This window comes from Paenibacillus sp. 2TAB19, assembly GCF_052115185.1.
GTDB lineage: Bacteria > Bacillota > Bacilli > Paenibacillales > Paenibacillaceae > Pristimantibacillus.
Genome location: NZ_JBFRGE010000065.1, coordinates 1 through 24,846, shown reverse-complemented (window position 1 = coordinate 24,846; position 24,846 = coordinate 1). Strand labels below are relative to the sequence as shown.

The following is a 24,846-nucleotide window of genomic DNA, read 5'->3' as shown; positions in this document are numbered from 1 at the left end:
GGCCCTAATAGCGGCTTTCTCGCTCATTCCGATCACTTGCGGACACAGTTGACCTCATAGAGCTCCATACCACTATTTTCAGACCTATTTAGTCTATTCCCGAGCAATTAGTGTCTTGTGAGTCCGTTAGGCGAATCATTTGGGCGGGATCGCAACAGTTAAGGTCCAATGTGTCCGCAAAGACGGTGTCGCTGGTGTGAGGAACAGCGCCGAAATTCTTCGCGAGCTTGCCCTAACCCAAAAAGGGAGACCGGGCATATTCCCGGTCCCCTTGTCAGACGCTGCCGCTACTGCTGAAGCAGCTTGTAAATGACTTGTGCGCTTTCGGCTCTGGTTGCATTGCCGCGCGGAAGGAAGCTACCTTTCCCGTCGCCTTGCAACAGCTTCAGTTCGAAGGCTGCATCAACAGCCGCCTTCGCCCAGCCGCTAATAGCAGCGGCATCCTTGAACGCTGCCGGTTCCGCAGCTGCAAGTGCTGGCGTACCGCTGCGCTTCGAATAAGCGCGCACGAGCATAACCGTCATCTCCTCGCGCGTAATCATCTCGTTCGGCGCGAACGTTGTCGCGCTGCGGCCATTCACGATGCCGCCGCGAACAGCCGTCGCTACCGCGGCCGAATACCAGCTATCGCCAGCCACGTCGGCAAACGTCGACGTGCCTGTCGCTTCCCAGCCGAGCGCGCGGACGAGCATCGCTGCGAATTGCGCACGCGTCACGGTCGCGTTAGGCGCGAAGCTGGTCGCACTTACGCCTTCAATCACTTGCTTCGCCGCGAGCTCCTGCACCGCAGCGCTTGCCCAGTGCGAGGATGGCACATCGGTGAAATTTTTGTTGTAGCGTATGATGCCATACGTGCTGAAATGGTTCACATCCGCGCTAAGCGATGTGCCTTCCTTACCATTGCCGGCATATACGATACGTCCATCACCGCTAACATAGTAGAGCCCGATAAATCCGTCCGCAACGCTAGATGAAGCTTTCAGCTTCACTGTAATTGGCGCAGCRAAGGCAGATAGCTGCTTAACTTCGCCCGCTGCATTAGTAACAGACAATTCAAAGTCGTAGAACTCGCCTGCCGCAATGAGCTCAGCAGCATGGTTCGCGCTTGCCGAAGCTAATAGCTTCGCAATACGGTCAGCATCCGCTTTGAGCATTTTGATCGTAATGAAGGCATTTCCCTGCTCATCCTTAACAAGCGCTGCCAACTGCTTCAATACTTCAGCCGGAATAACAAGCTCCGCTCCCGCTCCAGCCACGGCAAGATCAGCATCGCCGATCCACTCTGCAGCGCCTGCAGGAACTTGGATGCCGAACGCATTGGCGGCTAGCGACAATACGCCATCTTCTATTGCTGCAGCGATATCGGCTTGCGAATAAGCTTTTGGCTTGCCGGTCTCTTCAGGCGCTGTTCCCCCGCCCGAGTTGCCTCCGCCCGACTCTTCGCCTTCGCCGTCCCCAGGTCCGCCGCCCGTCAGATTACCGGTACGGATCAGCTCTACATCGTCGGCGACGATCCAGCTTCCCGCAACCGAATCCGAGTAGAACGAAATCGTAAGCTTGCCGCTCTTCACCTGAATGCCGCTGATTCGCTGCTGTACCCATGTGGATTCGCCTTCCTCAATAGTATCGCTAAGCACCGCGCCGCCGTAGCCGCTCGCTCTCATTTCCGCCTTCGCCTGGCCGCCCTTCGATCTCGTCCAAGCCCGCAGCTCATACGTGCCGTCCTTCAAGCCCGTCACTTCCTGCGACGTCGTTATCTTATAGGCAACGTCTTTCCAATGAGCAAGCTGATAGCTGCCGGAATGGCTGGACGCCGATGCTTCCGTCTTGGCCGTGCCGTCCGTAACAACATCTCCCGCTTCATTCATACTAACCCATGAGTCTGGCAGCATCGCGCCAGACGACGCGTCTACCGTGAAGCTCTCGAAGCCGCCGTTAACCGCGTAGTTGATGTTACCGATCTTCGTCAGCGACACATCGTCGACGGAGATCCAGAAGTCGCCCGCCGTGCTCTTTGAGCGGAACGCGATCGTAAGCTCGCCATCCGTAACTGCGATGCCCGTTATTGTCTGCTTCACCCACGTGCCTTCACCCGCTTCGAGCGGTTCGCTCACCGCGGCCTCGCCAGACGCCGCAGCCGTCATCTCCGCAAGCTGCGGATTGCCGTCCTTCGAGCGTGTCCAAGCAGTCAGCTCGTAGATCCCTTCAGCCAAGCCCGTCACCTTCTGCGAAGAGATGGCCTCATAAGGGCTGCCGTTATAATGAACGAGCTTGTAGTCGCCCGTACGCGCGTTGCCCTCCAGCTTCACGATGCCGTTCGTGATATCATTGCCCTCGGCATCCTTATGCGTCCAATGCTTAGGCAGCAATGGCCATGCGGCCGCATCGACCACTTCATCGAAGCTGCCGTTCAAGCTGTAATTGGTCGTATCGACCGGGTCCGTGCCGCCGCCGTTCTCGATCTCCTGATACGTATTGCCCGGTACGTTAACATTCACCATTATCGTATCCGAGACAATAGCCGTCTCGTCATACAGCTCGATCGCCGCGCGTATCTCGCGGCCTTCGCCGTTCACCATGCGCGGAATGTCATAGCTCCAAGCACCTTCTTCATTAATCAGAGCATTGAACTGCTGCTGTCCGACTCGGATCGTGACATACTCGCCGGCAGGACCCGTTCCGCTTACCGTGTAAGGAAACGCCGCTACTACCTCTGCCTCTTGCCCTTCGCCCTCCTGCGCATCGTTAATCGTCACCGACGCATTCGCCAATTTCTCGTTAAATAGAGCGCCGTTAATGTCGTCGATATACACCGTGCCCGAGGTCGCTTTCGTTTTCCCTTCATCTTTGTTGATATAGATGGAGAAAGCAATTATGTTCTTGCTGGCATCCGGCACGGCATTTGCGTCCCCGCCATACCAGCTCGGATGTCTGAACTTCGCGAACGGCACGTACATCAGCCTTGCGTCCGTGCCTTTGATCGTCGTCGACGTCTCCCAGAACTTCCCGTCCTCCGTCGTGAACTGAATGACGAGCTTGTTATACGAGTCGTCCGGTTTGAACCACATCGAGAAACCGTCATAACCCGACAGGTTCAAGTAATTCGGGTTCAGCGTGGCGCCAGCATAACCGGCCGCAGCTACATCGTAATCGAGCTTAAGCCCGTAAGCGCCTTCCGACTTGTGCTCGCCCGTAAGCGACACATCGAACTTGCCGCCGCCTGAATTCCGACTGTATGCCTTCTGCACAAGCGTATCGTACCCGCCGTAGCTCTCATAATTGTCCAGCTTCGTCGCGCTCGCTACCCGAATGTCGTCCAAGTAGATCGTGCCGCTATTCGCGCTTGCCGCAGCATCGGAGCTGACATAGATGGAGAACGACTGAACGTCGCCCATATCCATGCCCGCGACCGGCGTATCCCAAGACGGTTGCTCGAATTCATCATACTTGATCTGAATCGTGCGCCCTTCCGTTCCGGACAGCACCTTCTCCGCTTCCCATACGGAATGGTCGCCCAGCTTGAATCTGAACCGAAGCTTATTGCCCGAATCATCCGGCGTTACCCATGCTTGCAAGGCGTCGAAGCCGGACAAGTCCGCTCCTCCGAGCTCCTTCGTCAAACCTGCATAATAATTGGCGTCAAAACCGTAATCCACCTTCATGCCGTAGCTGCCGCCGTTTTTGACGACACTCTCAATGGATGCCTCAATAGCGTCGCCGCCGTCATCTGCCGTATAGGCTTCCTTCAACTTCTCATCGTTGCCGAAGTAATACTCCCCATCCTCCAGCACGTTAACCGGCGGTTTATCGGTGAGCGGGATCATATGCTTGCCATAACCGATTTCCACTCGCGTCACGGTCAACCCATCGTCCACCGCTCCTGCCGGGAAACCCACTTTCAAGTAACGAGTGCCCGTCTTCACGGCAAAATCGGAATAAATCGTCGTTACGCTGTCATCCTCGTTCACGATCGACTGTACCGCAGACTGCACCTCCGTGAAGTGCACGCCGTCAAGCGAAGCCTCGAAGGTTAGCGGAGCAGCGCCAGCTGCCGCGGATTTACTCATGACCCGATACGAATTGATGTCGCCGCCCGTACGGTACTGCACAAATCCCGCCTCGGCGTCTTCAACCGTCAGCGCTCCATCCGCCACTGCCATATTCGCGCTCATCGCATCCGGCAAATCCGTGAATTCGGAATCGACGATGAAGCCGCCGCGCGTTATCGGTTCAAGCGCCACATAACCTTCACCGTCATACAAATACTCCAGTTCCACGCGATCTACGCGAAGCGAGGAATTTCCCGGGACGAGTAGCTTCACGAAACGTGTATCCGCAGGCAAATCCGTCAGCGTGTACACTTTTCCATCGGCATCATCAGCTACGGATACACTTTCCTCGGGCGCCTCTGCAAACCCGCCATTCGTCGCGGAAATCATAAACTGCGGCACGCCGCCTCCAAGCGTTTTCACCGCGAGACGATGAATCGGCACAGGCGAGCCGTAAGTCAAATACCCGAACTCGGCTCCCGTTACCGAAGCCTTGAAGCCGACACCTTGCTCATTCCATACGTCTGCATTCGTTACGAGATTTGCAGAATGATCGTAAGCATATACTTTCCGCTTCTCGTTATCGTTATAGAGCAGGCTAAGCTCATCCGTTACGATATGCGTCGCAGTCGTCTCTACGATATTCGACCAATCGGATGCTCCGCTTTCATTAACGCCTCTTACGCGGTAATAGTAATGCTCGCCGGTAATCGCCAGCTCGTCATGGAACGCAGGCGTCCCCGCTCTGCCGCCATCGGAGAAGCTCTCCTCCACCGTTACCCAATCGTTGCCGTCCCTAGAGCGCTGAATCTCGTAGCCAGCCGCACCGACCGAGCCCTTCCATTTCATATTCGCGACCGAATCGATATCGAACAGTACCGGTGCATTCGCAGGTACGGAAATAGCCGGCACGTCGCTATCTTTCTCTCTATCATCGATATTCATATAGTGCGCGTACTTATAGACCGTACGTATAATGTTCGTCTCGTCGTACCAATCGCCGGAAGAGAAGCCCGGCCAGTGATAGGAAGACCAGTTGCCCGGGTCCTCGTCATGCCAAAGGAAGCCGCCGTCGTCCTTATGCGGACGAAGACTCCAGATCATGACGCCGCTCGTACCGTTCTGCAGCGCCGTATTGAACAGAGCGTCCACCGGAGCCGCCTTTGTATACAAGCCGAATTCGCCTAGAATGTAAGGCTTCTTCCCCGTGGCCGAAGCGCGGTCCGCATTGATTTTATCGATAAAGTTGCCCGTATAAAAATGGTTCCCCACCACGTCGATATTCGGATCCGCGAGCGAATCCGGATGGATCGCGAACCGTCCGTCGAGCACTAGCTGCTCCGGATGCTCGGACTGGATATACGCCGCCATCTCGGTCGTCCACGCCTGCGGGAACTTATCCTGGTTGTAGCCGCCAAGCTCGTTGCCCGTCTCCCATGCCAGAATCGCCGGATCTTCCTTGTACACCACGCCTGTGTACGAGTTGACGCGGTTCATCGTATAGCTGATAACCTGCTTGAAATCCGCTTTGATCGCAGGGTCCGTGTAAAAATTCCAAGCGTCAGGGTCGTTCGCCGCATCGCCCGAGATCGGGTAGCCGCGGAACGCCGCATAGCTCTCGATGCCGCCGGTCCACTGCCATTGGTCAACGAACGGGATGATAACCCGCACGCCGTATTGATTCGCCAAAGCGAGCAAACGGTCGAGCTTCTTGAAGTTCTCTTCGTTGAACTGCATGACCCCGTCCTCGTCCGGTCCCAGCACATAAGCGCTCGAAACATTCGAATCGTCATATCGCTTAACCGGCAGCACATAGCTGCGCGTCACTTTGCCGCCCATCTCCGCCAGCGTGCGAATCGCATCCTCCTGCGCGAACGGCGTATCGCTAATGCCTCCCGGATAATTGAGCGACGCGAACCGGAACAGCTCTCCGTTCAGCTTCAGCGTATCTTTCGTCTCCGGATCAACCTCGACGAAGCCGTCCAGCACCGATGTCCACGCTTCTCCGGTCTCCCCCTGCTCCTCGGCCGCAGAGACCGCCCCTACTGCAATCGTATTGAACAAAAGCACGATAAGCGTTAACCATGTTATTTTCCTCAAAACCGTATTCCTCCTTTATTGCTTTTCTATCCGCATAAGCCGCAATCCGCTATCTCAACCTTTCACCGACCCGATAAGCGCCCCTTTGACAAAATGTTTTTGCAAGAAAGGGTACACGAGCAGAATCGGTATGCTCGACACGATAATCGAAGCCATCTTGATCGTGAACTCGTTCACGTCTCCTTGGTAACTGACCGATATGCCCGCCTGCATAATGGCAGCGGACGTATTGCTGATCAGATCCTTCAGCACCATCTGCAGCTGCCACATATCCTTCTCCGTCACATACAGCACCGACGAGAAGAAGTCGTTCCAATACCAGACCGCAATAAATAGCCCAATCGTGGCCATTACCGCATTCGACAGCGGAAGCACGATGCGGAAGAAGACGGTCAAGTCGTTCGCTCCGTCGATCTTGGCCGCTTCCTCCAGCTCATCGGGAATGCCGCGGAAGAAGCTCTGCATGACGAAAATATTCCACGCCCCCAGCGCCGCCGGCAAGATGAGCGCCCAATAGGTGTCAATCATATGCAGTTCCTTGATCAGCAGATAAGACGGAATAAGACCGCCGCTGAACAGCATCGTGAACAGAATGAGGAACGAGAAGAGCATTCTGCCGCGAAGCCTCCGCTTCGAGATCGCATAAGCGGTCGTCGCCGTGAGGAACGTGCCGATAACCGTTCCGCCGATCGTCGTTATAACCGTTACTTTGAAGCCCGATAAGATCGATACATTTTGCAGCACCGCCTCATAAGCCGAGATTGAGAAGCCGGCCGGCTTCAAGAAGAAGCCGCCGTTTGCCACATATACCGGATCGCTGAACGAGCCCATCACCATATACCAGAACGGATAAAGCATCAGCAGCATGACTGCGATGAAGAACAAATAGTTCGCGTATGAAAAAATTTTTTCGCCTACAGATAGACTCAAGTTTGCTCCTCCTTTACCACAGGCCATCCTGCCCGCTCAGCTTCACCAGCTTGTTGACGGACACGATCAGCACCATAGCCACAAGCGACTTGAACAGACCGGCCGCCGTTGCATAGCTGTAATTCGCTTCCTGTATGCCGACCCTGTACACATACGTATCGATAATGTCGCCAACCTCGTAGACGAGCGGGCTGTAGAGCAAGAACACTTGCTGGAAGCCGGCCTCAAGAATGTTCGCGAGGCTTAGAATGACCAAAATAATAATGACGGGGCGAATAGACGGCAGCGTCACATGCCACATTTGGCGAGCTTTGTTCGCCCCGTCCATCCGGGCCGCCTCGTACAGATCGGCGTTCACCCCGGCAATCGCCGCAAGATAGATGATCGTTCCCCAACCTACCTCCTTGTACACGTCGCTAATGACGAGTATCGAGCGAAAATAGGAGGTGTTCCCGAGAAAATCAATAGGATTCCCGCCAAACTTCGCAATCACCGTATTAATCAGGCCGTCCACCGGATTCAGAAAAGAAATGATGACGCCCGAAAAAATAACCCAGGACACGAAATGCGGCAAATAGATGATCGATTGCGTCACTCGCTTGAATGCAAGATGCCTCAGCTCGTTCAGCAGCAGCGACAGCACGATCGGAATTGTGAAGGAGGCTGCCAGCTTGTATAGGCTGATGAGCACCGTGTTGCGCAATATTTCGTAGAAATCAGGGGAGCCGAACAAGCGGGTGAATTGATCCAATCCAACCCACTCGCTCCCTCCTACTCCTTTGAAAATGTTGTAATCCTGAAAGGCGATGACAATGCCGTACATCGGCGCATACCGAAATACGAGAATAAGCAGTAGACCCGGCAACAGTAGCAGATACAAATATTTATCCCGGACCAAGTCCTTCCACAGCGCCCTTCTGGAGGCAACGCTGGTCTTACCGACGATAGGCGACGTCTCTCTTAATGCCTCCATTCCGCTTCCCCTCCTGCCTTGCCGGTTTATTTGAACGGCTCAATGTTCGTCTCATACCATTTGTCGTACTCGACATAATCCTGTTGCTGCTTCTCGAATAGGCCGGCAGCTTCCTCGTCGATCTGTTTGCCGCCGAGCTTCTCGTATTGCTTCACGAAGTCGTCGAACGCGCTTGCCGGCTTCTTGCCCGTAATGATGAGCCAGAACAGCTCGTCGCGCGCTTTCTTAATGTCCGCCGAATATTTGTCCCACTCCGGTCTGTCGAGCGCTTTGAACACAACGATCTTGTCGCGCATCGGCTGCGACGTCTCCAGCTTCTTCTCGAACAGCTCCGTAACGGCAGGCACGTTCTTGATATTCGCCGCGTCCTTGCGCTGAATGTACCAGCCGAAGTTGCCAAGTCCGAGCTTATTGCCTTCGTCCGGCGTAATGGTCGGCGTGAAGATGCCGTCCTTCATCTCGTAATGCTCGCCTTCCTTGCCGAATGCGAGGAGCTTGAATGTATCCGGTGTCGCCATCGTGTTCAGCACTTGAACGGCGCTGTCCGCATCGGCCGCATCCGTTACGACCAAGTAACACCAGCCAATGCGCGGATCAGGTTGATCCGAACCGAAGCCGTCTGGTCCTGTAACAGGATGAATAGCGATATATTCKCCTGTCGGGTTCAGCTTCTTGAACGAAATGGCTGCCGAGTTGCCCGGGTTGAAATAATCGACGAAGCGGTAGAACGAGCCGACCTTGCCCGATGCGAAAATCTCGTTAACCTTCTCGTCGTCGCTGTTCGCCGCCGTCGACATGCGCGGATCGATAACGCCTTCCTTATAAAGCGTCTGCAGCAGCTCCAGCACAGGCTTCACTTCCGGCATAACCGAGCCGAACTTCACGCTTCCGTCTTCTTGTTTAATGAAGTTTTCCACATCGACGCCGTAGGCATAGAAGAACGGAGCAAGACTGCGATAATAGTTGTCGCCGGACAAGCCGTATGTGTCCTTCTTGCCATTGCCGTCCGGATCGTCGTTCGCGAACGCGCGCAGCACCGCGACGTACTCATCGAGCGTCTTAGGCACTTGCAGGCCGAGGTTATCGAGCCAATCCTTGCGCAGAATCGTTGTCATGTAGCTCGCTTCCGGTACGTCGCCGGGAATGCGGAACATTTTGCCGCTGCTGTCCCAGTGGTAGAACAACGTATCTTTCGAATAATAATTGATGATTTCTTTGCCGTACTTCTGAAGCGAAGGCGTTACGTCTTGAACGACGCCCGCGTCGATCCACTTCAAAAACTCCTTCGTATCGCCCGTCCACAGAATGCCGGGGCGCGTATCCTTCGCGCTCATGAGCAGGTTGATCTTCGTATTAAGCTCCGACCAATCCGGCAGGAACACCGGCTGCACGTCAACCGTTCTGCCCATACTAGCCGCAAGCTGTTCCTCCAGCGTCTTCTCGGCCCACGAATCCGGCGTCTTCGGCCCGGCCATCAGCGCCATGCTGATGGCAAGCGGCGCGGCCGGCTTATCCGTTGCCGCATCATTCGTTGCGGCTGGATCGTTGCCATTCTTGTTACCGTTTACATGATTGCCTGAACCTGAGTTGCCCGAGCACGCCGACAACGCCAGCATAGCCGCCAGCGACGCCGTAATAACCGCATTTCTCTTCTTCATTGCCAATCCCCCGCTTCGTTCGTATTGAGCAAGCACTTCAACAAAAGTTTCAACTTTTAATTGTACGCGCTTACATTAACAGCTTTATTGTATTATTTCGTTTCGTTTTTGTAAACAAATATTTTAACAAATTTATTTAAGTTGTAATTTTGTTTATGCAGCTAAATACCAACACATTGATGACAATCCCTTATCACACGGGGTACATCGACCAAAACGCCGCTTTAAAATAGATTTCAAATCGATTGGTCCTGTTTATTAAGTTATATGTCGTTAACATTATGTTGAATTAAGTTGAAATTTAAGCTATATCCCCTAACACCTCTCTCCTCCTACAGACGGAGTTAAATTACGTCCTGTGGACGCTGGGAGGAAGTGCTGGGTTATTTTACAATCATTCTGTATAGCCAATCGAACGTGAAGGAGAGGTAAGCCTTATGCCCGTATTGGAAGTGAACCACCTGCACAAGACGTTCGGGGCGGTTACGGCGGTCGAGGACATTAGCTTCTCGGTCGAAGCCGGAGAAATATTTACGATCATCGGACCGAACGGCGCAGGAAAGACGACGACGCTCGAGATGATTGAAGGGCTGCAGACGCCCGATAGAGGCAGCATTGCCTTCGGCTCGCTCGACTGGAAGCGCAACAGCGACCAGATCAAAAGGACGATCGGCGTACAGCCGCAGTCCGGTGCTCTATTTGATCTATTGACCGTCCAGGAAAACCTCGACTTATTCGCCTCCTTTTACCCCAAAGCGACTCCTACTGCAGAAGTGCTCGAAATGATTAACTTGACCGACCAACGCAATAAACATGTGAAAAAGCTGTCCKGCGGTCAGCGGCAGAGGCTCGCGATCGGCCTCGCCATGATCAACGATCCGACTGTCATTTTTCTCGATGAACCGACAACGGGGCTTGATCCGCAGGCGCGGCGCAATATTTGGGACATCATCCTGAAGCTGAAGGAGCTTGGCAAGACGACTATACTTACGACTCACTATATGGAGGAGGCCGAGAAGCTCAGCGACCGCGTCTGCATTGTCGACCAAGGGAAAATTATCGCGCTCGACACGCCCGCTGCGCTGATCGATCGGTTGACCAACGAACGCGAGGTGCGGCTTTCGCTGATGGACGGAGAGAAGGCTGCTATCGTAACGGAGCAGATGGCGCTCCTTCATCCTGCTGTTGCAAGGGTAAATAGGGAAGATTCGACGCTCTGCATATGGACGGCGCAGCCGGAGGAGACGCTGTACGATCTGTTCGGCTTCACGAAGGATCGCGGCTACCGTACTCAGCAAATCTCGATTCGCGAGATGAGCCTGGAGGACGTATTCATCGCCTTCACCGGCAAGGAATGGAGGGATTGAGTTGAACGGTAACGGCGTGAAGCAATTCAACAAAATGTTCGTTGCTCAGATTAAGATGATGTTCCGCGAGAAGCAGGTGTGGTTTTGGAATATTTTCTTCCCCATCATTCTGATGGTGTTGTTTATGATTATCTTCACGGGCGGCGGGGACGATGATTTCAAGGCGACCATCGCTGTATCTCAGCCCGCTCAGACAACCGAATCCGAGCAATTGCTCGAACAGCTGCGCCAAGTTCCCGTGCTCGAGCTGAAGGAAGAAACGCCGGTCAGCAAGGAGCAAGGACTGGATTGGCTGAAAAACGAGGATGTAGACGCATTGATCATATTGCCCCAATCGGGGGAGTCCGCTACGTTGGAGCTCATCGTCAATACGAAGAACGAACGAAGCGTAACGACTCAAGTTGTCTCCGGCGTATTGGATAAGTTCATTCAACAAGCCAATCTAGAGGCAGCGGGAGCTGAGCCGGTAATCGGCATGACGATTTCTTCAGTCACTTCCGGTGCGGAAGACTTGAAATACGAGGACTTCCTGCTTACGGGCATGATCGGATTATCCGTCGCGCAAGGCGGATTGTTCGGCATGGTTGAGCTCGTCGACTTACGCAGGCGCGGATTGTTGAAGCGGCTTCGAATGACACCGGCCAGGATGGGACTGTACGGTCTCGCGAGCATGCTTGTGCGCTTGATGCTCGGCATCGTGCAGATCGTCATTTTGTCGCTAATCGGCGTATATGGCTTCGGGGCTTCCTTGCATATTAATATTTTCAGTCTTGCTGTCGCCTTCTTCGCCGGCGCTCTCGTCTTCAATGCGATGGGTTACTTATTCTCGTCGTTCAGCAAGACGATCGAAGCTTATATGGGCATGGCGAATATCGCCAGCATGCTTATGATGTTCCTAAGCGGCGTCTTCTTCCCGCTTGAGCAATTGCCGCAATGGCTTCAGCCGGTGACGCAGGTGCTTCCGCTTACTTACTTTGTGGACGGCATACGCGACGGCCTCATCTATGCGGAGAGCGTTACGAACGGAGCCTTCTGGCTGGGCATGGGCATCATGGCGCTATGGGGCGTCGTTTCCTTCCTTGTAGGCGCTCAGTTATACCGAACAAAATCGATTAGCGAGGAAGCGCGATGAGCGTAAAGCCGTAACCATATCGATCCCGTCCAAAATAACTGGAAAAACTCCCGTTATTACTGGGCGAAAACTACCTATTCGCAAAACAACAGGAGAAACTCCCGTTATTTTGAACCAACAAGACGTTTTTTCTCAGAAGTAGCGATATTAGCAGGAGGAACTCCAGTTATTTCTTCAATTTAACCAAAATCGCTATAATTAACGGGAGAAATTCCAGTTAAACATGCCGATGCCAAAAACGCCTCTCTTCCTCATCGCCGCAATGCGATGGGAAAAGAGGCGTTTGTCTTATTTATACCCGCAGCTCGGCATGCCGTAAGGAAGAGTTCTCCACCTGAATCGTGGCGTGGTCGATGCCGTATTGCTCCTCGATTAGCTTTAAGGCCTCGCGCAGGACGGCCTGACTGTCCGCATCATCGCGAATAATAAGATGGCAGCTTAACGAATCGATGCCGGACGTAATCGTCCAGATATGAAGATCATGCACATCGCTAACGCCTGTTACGCCGAGCAAAGTTGCTTTAACTTCATCAGCATCAATACTGTGCGGCGTGCCTTCCATCAGAATATGAACGGTGGAGTTGATGATGCCCCACGCGCTCTTCAGAATGAGCAGCGCGACAATAACGCTTATAACCGGATCGGCGATGTACCACGAGAACAGCAGCATAAGCAGCCCGGCAATTATCGCGCCAACGGAGCCAATCGCGTCGCCGATGACATGCAAGTAGGCGCTGCGAACATTCAGATTATCCTTTACGTCGCCTTTGCGCATGAGGAACCATGCGCTCGCAAGGTTCGCCAGCAAGCCGATACCTGCGATGATCATCATCGATCCGCTCGCTACAGTCGGCGGTTCCCAGAAACGCTTGATCGCTTCCGCGATAATGAAGCCGGAGATGACGAACAGCGATACGCCGTTAAGCAGGGCAGCTAATATTTCGAAGCGATGGAACCCGAATGTTCGCTTGGCAGAGGAAGGTCTTGCGGCGAACCACATCGCGGCGAGACTAAGCGCAAGCGCAGCCGCATCGCTAAGCATATGCCCGGAATCGGAGAGCAGCGCCAGCGAATTCGTCACGAGGCCGCCGACGAACTCCAGCACCATAATGCCCGCCGTTATGACGAAGGCGAACAGCAGCCCCGCTTTATTGTTCGGTCCATGGGAATGCCCATGGTGGCTGTGTCCGTGATGACTATGTCCGCCGTGACTATGACTATGGCTATGATTGTGACTACGATCCTTACTTGGCTTATGAGCATGATCAGCGCTATGATTGCATCCATCGCCATGTTCATGAGGCTCATGCGAGTGCTCGTGGCTCTCTGCACAACCTTCCACTTTATTGCCGGCCTTGCTGCTGCTTAATCGTTCACGCGGTTTCTCGCCCATGTTAAATCTCCCCCAACTTGCTCTTATGAATTCGAAATCGAATTATATATGAATACATGCTCATATGTATTATATGAATAATTTGCTTGTTCTGCAACTTATATTGCCCAATTGAGAACAAAAAAAAGAGGCCTGCGTTCTCATACGCGGGCCTCTCTCGTATTTTTATTGCTTCGGCGCTTCAACTGCCTCAGCCAGCTTCCGCTCCAAATCCTTGCTGTACTGCGCCTGCTGCTCTGCCGTCCATCCCAATTGCTGGGCCATTGCGGGAATTACAGCGCCTTTCCACTTGCGTACTTCCCCAATACGGAAGAATAGATCGCCAGTTCTGCGGATAAAGAAGTCCTCCGGCTTCACCGTCATTTCTGCCTCCATCGAATAACGGAGCTGTACGGCAAGCACTAGCGGCAGCTTGTGGGAGGTTGCCCACTTCGCCGTGACTGCATCAGCGAGTGCGTATAGCTTCTCGGCGTTCGAGCCGTATTTTTCCGCAATCATACGCGCTTCGCTTTCCTTCAAGCCTGCAGCCATCCCTTTCTTCACCTGTGCAGCTACATAAGCTGCGAATCCAGCCGATCCGCCCGTATCACCGCCCGACATGCGCAGCTCCTTCGTATCGCTGCGGCCTATGCCGATAGCCCCGCCGTCCTTGCGCAGCAGCTCGACCGCTTTATCGACGACCGTCTCAGCCATCTTACGGTAGCCGGTCAGCTTGCCGCCCGCTATTGAAATGAAGCCCGAGTTCGAGACGAAGATCTCGTCGCGGCGCGATATTTCCGAAGGCGACTTGCCTTCTTGCTGAATTAACGGCCTTAGCCCGGCCCAGCTTGATTCCACGTCGGCGACGACAAGCTTCATTTGCGGGAACATGAAGTTCGCCGCTTGCAGCAAGTAGTCGCGATCCTCCATCGTCATGACAGGCGTTGCCGTATCGCCCTTATAATTCGTATCGGTCGTACCAAAGTACGTTTTGCCCTCGCGTGGAATCGCGAACACCATCCGTCCGTCCGGCGTGTCGAAGTACACCGCTTGCTTAAGCGGGAATCGTTTGCCGTCGAATACAAGATGGACGCCTTTCGTCAGCCGCAGCGTCTTGCCTTGTTTGGAGCCGTCCTTTTCGCGCAGCTCATCTACCCACGGACCTGTCGCATTAATCACTTTCGCTGCCCGAACGTCATACGTCTTGTCGCTGATCATATCCCGTACCGCAGCGCCTTCTACTACGCCGCCGCTATTGTAGAGCAGGTTATCCACTTTGGCATAGTTAACGGCAAGCGCCCCTAGCTCAACCGCTCTTTTCATTACTTCAATTGTCAGGCGAGCATCGTCCGTTCTATATTCCACATAGTAGCCGCCGCCCTTTAATCCGTCGCGCTTCAATAACGGCTCTCTGCGCAGCGCTTCCTCGGCGCTAAGCATTTTGCGGCGCTCTTGCCTCTTGACGCCAGCTAGAAAATCATAGACGCGCAGTCCGATGGACGTCGAGAACTTGCCGAATGTGCCCCCTTTGTAAAGCGGCAGCAGCATCCACTCCGGCGTCGTCACATGCGGCCCGTTCTCATATACGATCGCCCGCTCCTTGCCTACCTCGGCCACGACGTTAATCTCCAATTGCTTCAAGTAGCGTAGACCGCCATGCACAAGCTTCGTCGAACGGCTCGACGTGCCAGCCGCAAAATCCTGCATCTCCACGACAGCAACGCGAAGCCCTCTCGTTACCGCATCCAGCGCGATGCCGGCGCCTGTAATGCCGCCGCCAATGACGAGCAGGTCCAGCTCCATGCGTGTCATCTCTTCTAATCGAAGTTCCCTATTTTGTGCGGCAAAAGCCGTTTCTTTCGTATCCGTATTCATATTTTCCGCAGCCTCCCAGCGCTCTATACCTATTATTGTTCTGTTGATCGTATTTCGTTACTCCTAAAGCAACAAAAAAAGAAACCACGTAAACCGCTCTCCCCCTCAAACGAGGATACGAAAGCGGCTATCATGGTTTCTCCGTGTCTCCAACCGTTATTAACTTGTCGTTATTATAACATGATTACTTGGCAAATGCCATGGCAGCCTTTACCGCGCGGTGCCAACCATCGTACAGCTCTTGCCTTCTCGTGTCTTCCATGCCCGGTTCGAACACCCGCTCCACTTGACGAAGCGCAGCAAGCTCCTCCTTGCTGCTCCAGAAGCCGGTAGCGAGTCCTGCCAAGTAAGCTGCGCCAAGCGCCGTCGACTCGCTTACGAGTGGCCGCTCCACCGGCACGCCTAGCAGATCGCTTTGGAACTGCATGAGCAGGTTGTTGCCGATCGCGCCGCCATCGACGGATAATGCTTGCAGCTTAAGGCCCGACTCCTCGATCATGACGGAAAGCACATCTTTCGTCTGATAAGCGAGCGACTCCAGTACGGCGCGTACAAAATGAGCCTTCGACGTCCCGCGCGTCAGCCCGAATGCCGCACCGCGAACATCGCTGTTCCAATACGGCGTGCCAAGTCCAACGAATGCGGGTACGACGTAGACTCCGTCCGTCGATTCAACCTGCTCGGCCAGCGCCTCGGTTTCGCTTGCCGACTCAATCAACTCAAGCCCGTCACGCAGCCATTGAATGGCTGCACCCGCTACGAATACGCTGCCTTCAAGCGCGTATTCCAGCTTGCCGTCCACTTCCCATGCGATGGTCGTCAACAAGCCGCGATCGGACACGATCGCTTGCTCGCCCGTGTTCATCAACATGAAGCAGCCTGTGCCGTAAGTATTTTTCGTGCAGCCTTTATCGAATGCCGTCTGTCCGAACAAAGCCGCTTGCTGATCCCCAGCCATGCCCGCAATTGGAATCGGCGCTCCGAATAGCTCGGGGGCAACATGACCATATACCTCCGAAGAGGACCGTACTTCAGGCAGCATGGATGCAGGAATATCCAGTATGCGCAGCAGCTCATCGTCCCAGCGGCGATCGTGTATATTGAACACCATCGTACGGGACGCATTCGTCACATCCGTCACATGTACCGCTCCGCCTGTCAGCTTCCAGACGAGCCAGCTATCGATCGTGCCGAATAGCAGCTCTCCGCGTTCCGCTCGCTCTCTCGCTCCATCCACATGATCAAGCAGCCACTTCACCTTCGTGCCGGAGAAGTAGGCGTCGATCAGCAAGCCAGTCCGCGTATGGAACGCGCGCTCATGGCCGTCTGCCTTGAGCTGCTCGCATATCGGCGTCGTTTGGCGAGATTGCCATACAATGGCGTGATGAATCGGCTCGCCTGTAGCCTTATCCCAGACAACGGTTGTCTCCCGCTGATTCGTAATGCCGATTCCGGCAATTTGTCCCACTGCAATGCCTGTCTTCGCAAGCAAGCCTGCAATTACTTTTTTCGCTGATTCCCATATAAATGACGCATCGGCTTCTACGGAGCCAGGCTCCGGATATACGAGCGGAAGCTCCTCGCGCACCATATCGACAATATGGCCGCCGTGATCGACCAGTAGCGCCCTTGTGCTCGTCGTGCCTTGGTCGAGCGCCAGCATGTATTTGTCCATCCGATATTCCTCCCCAAGAAGTATCTATAGTTCATTGCCTGTACTGAAATTTTGCCAAAGCTCCTTGCGTGAAGTCGTGATCGCGGAAGCGCCTGCCGCGAGCGCATTCGATACGTCGCCCGCCGTCCGAATAAGGCCGCCGGCAATAATCGGAATCCCGCTTCGCTCCTTCACCTCGCGAATCATATCGGGCATAATGCCCGGCAGCACCTCGATGTAGTCGGGCTGCGTCTTCTCGAGCAGCGTATAGCTGTGCTCGATCGCATCCGAATCAATGAGAAACAGCCGCTGTATGGCAATCAGTCCGTTTTTTTTCGTCCTTCCGATCACGGTGGAACGCGTCGAGATCAGACCTGCCGGTCTAATGGATTGGCATAGAAACTCCGCTGCATACTCATCGTTCTTCAGTCCATCGATCAGATCGGCATGCAGCAGCACCTTCTTGCCATGCTGACCAGCCAGGTCGACGAGAGGCTTCAATTGACCCAGATGGCCGCCTAGAAGCACCATATACGTATAAGGAGTGGCGAGAACCGCCTCCACATCCTTCTGTTTGCGCACAGCTGGCAGAACACTCTGGCCTACTGTCAATAATGGCATGTAATCGACTCCGTTCTTATGCGATATCCGCTAGTCATTCCGCCTCGGACGACCGCTGCTCTCCCGCTCCAACAGTCTGGCAGGCAAAACGATTTTTCTTGCGATATCCCTGCCGCCCGCCATCCGATCCGCAAGCAATTCCACTGCCGTCTCGCCCATATGCTCCATGTGCACCTTAACGGTTGTCAGCGGCGGCTGCATATAAGCTGAGATGGGAATGTCGTTGCAGCCAACGATCGAGATATCATGCGGAGCTTGCAGCTTGGCCTCGTGCAGCGCTCTCAGCGCGCCAACAGCCATCGAATCGTTTTCGATAAAAAAAGCCGTCGGCAGCTTTCCGCCTTCTATCGCAGCTTTCATTAGCTTATAGCCTTCTTCGGCGTACAGATTGTCGCCCGTAAATACAAATGCCGGATTATAAATGTCTTGCACGGTAAGCCGCTCTACGAATGCAAGCTCTCGCTCATCCTGCACCCGCTTGTTGTTCACCTTATTATGCCCGCCAATATAACCAATTTCCGTATGGCCTAGCCCAATCAAATAGTCGAGCACCTCGAACACCGATTTGCGCAGGTCGATAACAACCGAATCGAATCGATTTTCCTCCGGCGACGAATCGACGAACACGATATTCGTCATGCCTTCGGGAAACCGCTCCAAATCGTCTTTCTCGAAACGGCCGATCGCGACAATGCCGTCGAGCGGTTCGCCTAACCAATCAGAAGTCGAGTCGCCGCCTTGGACGAACAGCTTCACCATCTCGATCTGCCGCTGGAAGCACTCCTTCTCCGCGCCAAGCCGAATCGCCAAGTAATACGGATCCAGCATCTCCTCTTGCTCCGAATACCAGCTTACGAGTCCAATGCGGTAACGTTCCTTAGTCTGCGCTTGCCCGCTCCCGTTTCGCTCTCGGAGCGTCTTATAGTTCAGCTTCTGCGCAACCTCGAAAATCCGCTTCCGCGTCTCATCCGTAACGGATAAGCCCGGATCATAATTGAGCACGCGCGATACGGTTGCGATAGACACATTCGCTTGCTGTGCAATATCTTTTATGGTAGCCATGCTAACTTTCCTTCCTGCATTTCGGTTCAGTTCGCAGCCGTCGCTACTTCTCTATCTACAAATATACGATTATTTTACTAAAAATCAAGTAAAATTATCTCTCATAATTTTACCCACCTACTTCATTCACACCAAAAAACACACTAAACACTAAAAAAGAGGCAAACCTCGTATATACGGGCCGCCTCTTCGTTTACTCATGCTTTAAATGTTGTAGCGTTAGCGTGAAAACTTGCTCCACATGATCGTCATCCAACGAGTAAAATACCGTTTTCCCTACTTTTCTGCGCTTCACGATTCGCATATTCCGCAGCAGCCTAAGCTGATGGGAGATCGCGGACTGCCCCATCTCAAGCACCTCGGTCAAATCATGCACGCATAGCTCCGACTGCAGCAGCGCATGAATGATCTTCACCCGCGTCGGGTCGCCAAGCGCCTTGAACAGATCAGCCAGCTCCACGGCTGTCCCGTCGCTCACGAGCTTGCTTTTTACATCCGCAATATCGGCTTCAGTCCCGGCGCATGTATCCTCGCAGGCAGCGGCTAATTGATTATCCATTTTCATCCCACCCGCTCCATCATTTCGTGAGGCTATTATACCATGTTTCGTTTCGTACCGTGTACCGCTTCCATAACGGCTTATCTTTCCTCTATAATGAAGCGTAATCGCTATCCCTAGCGAGCAAGGCGAAAGGAAGTGGACCTATGTTCACGCTTAAAGAAAAGCTCTATTTGCTGCAGCTTCTAAAAAAGCAAAAGCGCAGACGGTTCTTCGGCTTATTGAAGCGCGACCCGCTGCATGACCAAATTGTAGAGAAGCTGGAGCAGATGGTACGCAATGAACGCGTCAACCACGAACATTTATGAACAGTAAGCAGCGACTAGTCAGTCACAGGAGGAATTATGACAGGTAAAACACATCTAACCATCGGAGCGGCAATTGGCGGAGCCGCATCTATCTATTATCCGTTCACGCTTCAGCATGCCGCGTTATTCATCGGTATTGCGGGTTTCTCGGCATTAGCTGCCGATCTTGACGGCACAAGCATGCTGAGCAGCAAGCTAGGCAAGCTGTCGAAGCTCATTCGCGAGCTTATGTTATGGGGCGGCGTCGTGTTTATCGGCATTATCGCTTACTTATTTTTTACAGGTCATCCCRTTTCCCCTATCCTCATTGGAAGCAGCGCTGCTGCGCTTCTGCTCGGCCTTGTTATGAAACAAGGCGCTATCCGTAACGCGCTTGTGAGCGTAGTCGGCTGTATCCTGATGTATRTCGGCTTCACCTATCAAATGAATTGGCTCATCGGCTTCGGTTTGTTTGTCGCATGGGTTCCTTGGCTGAAGCATCGCGGCATGACGCATACCGTATGGGCGACGCTCATCTGGGCTGCGATCGGCTGGGGCTTGGAGCAGCAACTGCAGATAGAAGGGATCGCCGTCGTTGCCACGCTCGGCTATTTGTCCCATCTCGTTGCGGACTCTCTCACGCCAAGCGGAGTAAAATGGCTGTATCCGTTATATAAGAAATCGATCAAGCTGCGCGTGTAGCGTACTTAGGACTTAGGCGGCTCGGCGTAAGCCAAATAGTGAGGCAAACCTCATTACCCATGAACCTAGCATCATGGCGAGTGAGATTTGCCTCACTATTTGTTTATAAACACTTCAGAACCTCAATAAAGAGTGAGGTTAGCCTCACTCTGCATGAGATTTACCTCACTCGCTCCCCCGCCTGACCGCCAAATGCCAACGTATGATACCGCTAGCTAAAACCGTTCCGTGACCACCTTCGACTGCATGAACAGCAGCAAGTAATCTCGTCCCCCCGCCTTCGAATTGGTTCCCGACATATTGAAACCGCCGAAGGGCTGGACACCGACGAGCGCACCGGTACATTTGCGGTTGAAGTAGAGATTGCCGACATGGAACTGTTCCCGCGCTTGCTCCAACTTGCCGCGATTGCGCGAGATGACCGCTCCCGTCAGCCCGTATTCCGTATTGTTGGCGATATCGATCGCCGCCTCGAAGTTGGCGGCACGGATGAAAGCCAGCACCGGACCGAATATCTCCTCCTGCGCGATGCGCGCATACGGCTCAACATCCTTAATAATCGTCGGCTCGATAAAGTATCCGCCGTTCCCGCCTTTGCTTCCTCCATAGACAACAGTGCCTTCGCTGCGCCCAACCTCGATATATTTCAGGATACTGAAATAAGCCCGCTCGTCTATGACAGGTCCAATATGCGAAGTAAGCTCATTAGCCTTGCCGACCTTAAGCTGCTTCGTCCGTTCGATAACTTTGGCGATCACCGCATCATACACCGCTTCGAGGACGACTGCCCTTGAGCAAGCAGAGCATTTCTGCCCGGCATAGCCGAACGCCGACACCGTTATAGCCTCCGCCGCCAAGTCGAGATCGCAGTCCTCGTCGACGATGATCGTATCCTTGCCGCCCATCTCGGCGACGACGCGCTTAATCCACTTCTGATCCTGCTGCACGGTTGCCGCTCTTTCATTAATACGCAGCCCGACCTCGCGCGAGCCGGTGAAGCAAATAAATCTTGTCAGCGGATGCTCCACCAAGTAATCGCCAATTTCCGTACCTGATCCCGGCAAAAAATTAACGACGCCGTCCGGAAGTCCCGCTTCCTCCAGGAGCTCAATGAACTTCGCCGCAACGACTGCCGTTGCGCTCGCCGGCTTCAATACGACCGTGTTGCCGGCCACGATCGCCGCCATCGTCATGCCGGCCATAATCGCCAGCGGAAAATTCCACGGCGGGATAATAACGCCCACGCCTAACGGTATATAGAACATCTCATTATCCTCGCCGGGATACGGAACGAGCGGTTGCCTTTCCGACAGCCGCTCCATCTCCCGGCCGTAATACTCCATGAAGTCGATCGTTTCTGCCGTATCCGCATCCGCCTCGGCCCAGCTTTTGCCCGCCTCGTAGACAAGCCATGAGGAGAACTCGTGCTTGCGGCGGCGCAAGCTGGCAGCCGCTTTGTAGAGCATTCTTGCACGTGCCGAAGGCGCGACGCGTTTCCAGTTATCGAATGCCGCTGCCGCCGCGAGAATGGCTTTATGGGCCAGTGCCTGATCGGCCTGGGATACGATGCCGACGAGCTGGGTCGTCTGGGACGGATTGATCGAACGACGCTTCGTAGTCGTCTCGATCCGGTCGGCGCCGATCTTAATCAAATACTCCTTGCCTAGCTCCGACTCTACTTTGCGGAGCGCCTCTTGAAATTCGTCAATTCGGTCGCTAATCGTGAAATCGGTAAACGGCTCGTTCTGATAAGGCTCCCGCATCAGCATTTCCCCCTTGCTGGACAGAATCTAATCATCTTACAAAATCTGATCACCGAGTAAAGATCCGATTAATTCTACTGCAAGCGTTGCTGTTTTGAGCCCTTGATCAAGGCTCGGATTCACCTCGACCAGCTCGGCCGATGTTGCGATCCCTGCCTGGTACAGAAGCTCCATCGCCAGATGCGCTTCCCGGTAGCTTAAGCCCCCCTTGACCGGAGTACCCGTTCCGGGCGCTTCCCGCGGATCTACGCTGTCGATGTCGAAGCTGATATGCACGCCGTCCGTCTCGCGCTGCATGCGGCGGATGACTTCATCCATGACTCTGGCAATGCCCATCCGGTCAATATCGTGCATCGTGTAACATGCAATGCCAAGCGACCGTATGAACTGCTTCTCGTCCGGATCAAGCGATCTGGCCCCGACGATCGCGACATGCTCCGGTTTTATTTTCGGACAGATGCCCCTAAGCTTCGTAAGCGGATCGAACCCTCTCCCTAAGCTGATGCCAAGCGACATCCCGTGGATATTGCCCGACGGACTCGTATGCTCCGTGTTCATGTCCGAGTGGGCATCGAACCAGATGACGCCCATATTGGCGTAATGCTCGGCGAGTCCGGCAATGGTGCCGATCGCGATACTATGATCGCCCCCAAGCACTAAAGGGAACGCGCCGCTTGCGACCACGGCCGACACCTGCCCCGCAAGGCTGTCGCTCATCGCATATACTTCAGCCGTGTGCTTCATATTAGGCGGCAGCTGAGCCGGGTCGAATGCATCCGACACCATGCTCGCGACGACCTCTGCGGCGATTTCATACGGAATCGAGAGCGAATTCAGCTTCTCGGTTAGTCCCGCTTCCTGCAGCAGACAATCAGGGCCGAACGATGCCCCTCTCGTGCCAGCGCCTAGATCGAACGGAACTTTAATAATGGCAACGCGGGACAGCGTCATGACGCTTCGTCACCTCCCGCTTCGGATCGAGAATCGTTTCCGAATACGGATCTCAATCTTTCGATCGCATAATCGAGCTCCGCTTCGGTAATGATGAGCGGCGGAGCAAGGCGAATAACCGAGTCATGCGTTTCCTTGCATAACAAGCCCAGCTGCATCAGCTTCTCGCAATAGGGACGCGCGGATGTGTGAAGCTCGATGCCTATGAACAGCCCCCGCCCTCTAATATCCTTAATGTCCGGGTGGGACAGGCTGCTCAGCTTCTGCAGCATGTAGTCGCCTAGCTCGGCGGAACGTTCAGCAAGCTTCTCCTCCTCGATGACGGCGATTGCCGCGGTCGCGACAGCGCAGCTGAGCGGATTGCCGCCGAACGTCGAGCCATGCGAGCCAGGCTCGAACACATCCATAATCGCCGCATCCGCAGCGATTGCAGAGATTGGCGTCACGCCGCCGCTGAGCGCTTTGCCGAGCACATAAATATCCGGCACAACTTGCTCCCAGTCGCAGGCGAACCGTTGACCGGTTCTGCCGAAGCCCGTCTGGATCTCGTCGGCGATCAGCAACGCGCCATGCTCCGCGCATAACCTCGCGGCATGCCGCAGGAAACCGTTCGGCGGGATTCGAATCCCCGCCTCACCTTGGATCGGCTCGATGAGCACAGCCGCCGTATTCTCGCCTACGGCAGCGGCCAGCGCATCCGGGTCGCCGTAAGGAATGATGCGGAAGCCGGGGGTGAACGGCCCGAACGCTCGCTGGTACTCCGGCGTTGACGAGAAAGAGGTTGCCGTCAGCGTCCTGCCGTGGAAGTTGCCTTCGAACACGATAATTTCCGCCTTCGAGTCGGCAATCCCCCTCACATCATAGGCGTAGCGTCTAGCCGCCTTCACCGCCGTTTCCACAGCTTCTGCACCTGTGTTCATCGGCAAAATACGCTCCTTGCCCGTATAAGCGRCAAGCTTCTCATAAAATAAACCGAGCGTTTCGTTATGGAACGCCCTTGAAGTGATCGTCACTTTATCGGCTTGCTCCTTCAGAGCCGCAATGATCCGCGGATGGCGATGGCCTTGGTTCAGAGCAGAGTAGGCACTAAGCATATCCAAGTAACGCGCGCCGCTCGTATCCTGCACCCACACGCCTTCGGCGCTGCTGATGACAATCGGTAAAGGGTGATAATTGCGGGCTCCGTAGCGCTCTGCCAGTTCAATCCCATTATGTGCCCTGTTCATCTCCCACTCTCCTTAAGTGTTTGCTGGGGCAAACACACATCGTAAGCATAAGCTTAGTGTTTGCGTAGCAAACACACTTCGTAAGCATAAGCTTAGTGTTTGCCGGGGCAAACACACTTCGTAAGCATAAGCTTGGTTTGCCAAACAAACCCACTTTATAAGCATTCACCTAGGATTGCCCAGCCATTCCATGATTGCTTGAACAGGGATCAATAGCGGCTCTGTAGTGACATTTTATGCGCCTATTCGTTTACAAATGAGCAAAACTCCACTTCCCTCGCGTTTCAGCACTGCCCCTTCCACAAAGACTCCGCAATAACGGCAGTTTGGGCCACTAAATCGTAGGTTTCAGTAGAAACCCCTCTTTTAGTTCGTTTTTAGGCCGCTATTGAGGCGATATTGGCTGCATGGTGGAAAAAGGCCTGATTAGTTTGATGAAATGTCGTTAAACAACGACTTTCAGGTAGCGTCAAGAAGTTTGTGTAAGAAGGTAGGAATATCCATCGAGACGATGGGTAACTGTTATGTCTGAATGTTCTGACGTTTTTGCAGGTAGGGGGTCAGC

Annotated in this window: 17 protein-coding genes; 4 read left to right on the top strand and 13 right to left on the bottom strand. The window is 54.0% G+C overall.

Going from position 1 to position 24,846, the window contains the following annotated elements; translation table 11 throughout:
* Window positions 1–287 precede the first annotated feature (287 nt).
* The 4 genes from AB4Z33_RS23295 to AB4Z33_RS23280 are packed head-to-tail and all read right to left on the bottom strand — an operon-like array spanning window position 288 to window position 9,710.
* Window positions 288–6,149, bottom strand: a complete 5,862-nt coding sequence (locus tag AB4Z33_RS23295) for an S-layer homology domain-containing protein (RefSeq protein ID WP_442052185.1) — start codon at window positions 6,147–6,149, stop codon at window positions 288–290.
* A gap of 54 nt (window positions 6,150–6,203) precedes the next feature.
* Window positions 6,204–7,079: a carbohydrate ABC transporter permease gene (locus AB4Z33_RS23290; RefSeq protein ID WP_442052184.1), complete on the bottom strand. Its 876-nt coding sequence runs from the start codon at window positions 7,077–7,079 to the stop codon at window positions 6,204–6,206.
* Between the two features lie 13 nt (window positions 7,080–7,092).
* Window positions 7,093–8,052 (bottom strand): ABC transporter permease, encoded by a 960-nt coding sequence (locus AB4Z33_RS23285; RefSeq protein ID WP_442052183.1) that lies wholly within the window; start codon window positions 8,050–8,052, stop codon window positions 7,093–7,095.
* Window positions 8,053–8,078: 26 nt separating this feature from the next.
* Window positions 8,079–9,710: an ABC transporter substrate-binding protein gene (locus tag AB4Z33_RS23280; RefSeq protein ID WP_442052182.1), complete on the bottom strand. Its 1,632-nt coding sequence runs from the start codon at window positions 9,708–9,710 to the stop codon at window positions 8,079–8,081.
* Between the two features lie 437 nt (window positions 9,711–10,147).
* Between AB4Z33_RS23280 and AB4Z33_RS23275 the strand changes: the two genes are divergently transcribed.
* Both AB4Z33_RS23275 and AB4Z33_RS23270 read left to right on the top strand, forming a co-directional pair.
* Complete coding sequence (locus AB4Z33_RS23275) at window positions 10,148–11,077, top strand: ABC transporter ATP-binding protein (protein ID WP_442052181.1); 930 nt, start codon at window positions 10,148–10,150, stop codon at window positions 11,075–11,077.
* A gap of 1 nt (window position 11,078) precedes the next feature.
* A complete protein-coding gene (locus AB4Z33_RS23270) occupies window positions 11,079–12,209 on the top strand; it encodes an ABC transporter permease (protein WP_442052180.1) in 1,131 nt (376 codons plus the stop codon).
* Between the two features lie 292 nt (window positions 12,210–12,501).
* Here AB4Z33_RS23270 and AB4Z33_RS23265 read toward each other — a convergent pair whose 3' ends face one another.
* The 6 genes from AB4Z33_RS23265 to AB4Z33_RS23240 all read right to left on the bottom strand — a co-directional run bounded on the left by AB4Z33_RS23265 (window position 12,502) and on the right by AB4Z33_RS23240 (window position 19,352).
* Window positions 12,502–13,602 (bottom strand): cation diffusion facilitator family transporter, encoded by a 1,101-nt coding sequence (locus AB4Z33_RS23265; RefSeq protein ID WP_442052179.1) that lies wholly within the window; start codon window positions 13,600–13,602, stop codon window positions 12,502–12,504.
* Window positions 13,603–13,767: 165 nt separating this feature from the next.
* The gene (locus tag AB4Z33_RS23260) at window positions 13,768–15,456 is read right to left on the bottom strand and encodes a glycerol-3-phosphate dehydrogenase/oxidase (RefSeq protein ID WP_442052178.1); all 1,689 of its coding nucleotides are present in this window, start codon (window positions 15,454–15,456) and stop codon (window positions 13,768–13,770) included.
* 184 nt (window positions 15,457–15,640) lie between these two features.
* Window positions 15,641–17,131 (bottom strand): glycerol kinase GlpK, encoded by a 1,491-nt coding sequence (glpK, locus tag AB4Z33_RS23255; protein WP_442052177.1) that lies wholly within the window; start codon window positions 17,129–17,131, stop codon window positions 15,641–15,643.
* A 24-nt stretch (window positions 17,132–17,155) separates the two neighbouring features.
* A complete protein-coding gene (locus AB4Z33_RS23250) occupies window positions 17,156–17,731 on the bottom strand; it encodes a glycerol-3-phosphate responsive antiterminator (protein WP_442052176.1) in 576 nt (191 codons plus the stop codon).
* Window positions 17,732–17,761: 30 nt separating this feature from the next.
* A complete protein-coding gene (locus AB4Z33_RS23245) occupies window positions 17,762–18,793 on the bottom strand; it encodes a LacI family DNA-binding transcriptional regulator (RefSeq protein ID WP_442052175.1) in 1,032 nt (343 codons plus the stop codon).
* Between the two features lie 193 nt (window positions 18,794–18,986).
* A complete protein-coding gene (locus AB4Z33_RS23240) occupies window positions 18,987–19,352 on the bottom strand; it encodes an ArsR/SmtB family transcription factor (RefSeq protein WP_337100055.1) in 366 nt (121 codons plus the stop codon).
* 146 nt (window positions 19,353–19,498) lie between these two features.
* Between AB4Z33_RS23240 and AB4Z33_RS23235 the strand changes: the two genes are divergently transcribed.
* Window positions 19,499–19,660 carry a hypothetical protein gene (locus tag AB4Z33_RS23235; protein WP_337100056.1) on the top strand — a complete coding sequence of 54 codons (162 nt, stop codon included), beginning with the start codon at window positions 19,499–19,501 and terminating at the stop codon, window positions 19,658–19,660.
* Between the two features lie 36 nt (window positions 19,661–19,696).
* Window positions 19,697–20,341, top strand: coding sequence for a metal-dependent hydrolase (locus AB4Z33_RS23230; RefSeq protein ID WP_442052174.1), 645 nt, complete (start codon window positions 19,697–19,699; stop codon window positions 20,339–20,341).
* Window positions 20,342–20,556: 215 nt separating this feature from the next.
* Here the strand turns inward: AB4Z33_RS23230 and pruA are convergent, their stop codons facing one another.
* From pruA to AB4Z33_RS23215, 3 genes are read right to left on the bottom strand one after another with little or no spacing between them, the layout of a single operon-like run.
* Window positions 20,557–22,104 carry an L-glutamate gamma-semialdehyde dehydrogenase gene (gene pruA, locus AB4Z33_RS23225; RefSeq protein WP_442052173.1) on the bottom strand — a complete coding sequence of 516 codons (1,548 nt, stop codon included), beginning with the start codon at window positions 22,102–22,104 and terminating at the stop codon, window positions 20,557–20,559.
* 36 nt (window positions 22,105–22,140) lie between these two features.
* The gene (gene rocF / locus AB4Z33_RS23220; protein WP_442052172.1) at window positions 22,141–23,055 is read right to left on the bottom strand and encodes an arginase; all 915 of its coding nucleotides are present in this window, start codon (window positions 23,053–23,055) and stop codon (window positions 22,141–22,143) included.
* On the bottom strand, window positions 23,052–24,281 hold the full coding sequence (locus tag AB4Z33_RS23215) for an ornithine--oxo-acid transaminase (protein ID WP_442052171.1): 1,230 nt from the start codon (window positions 24,279–24,281) through the stop codon (window positions 23,052–23,054). Before AB4Z33_RS23215 ends, rocF begins: the two co-directional genes overlap by 4 nt.
* Between the last annotated feature and the right edge of the window lie 565 nt (window positions 24,282–24,846).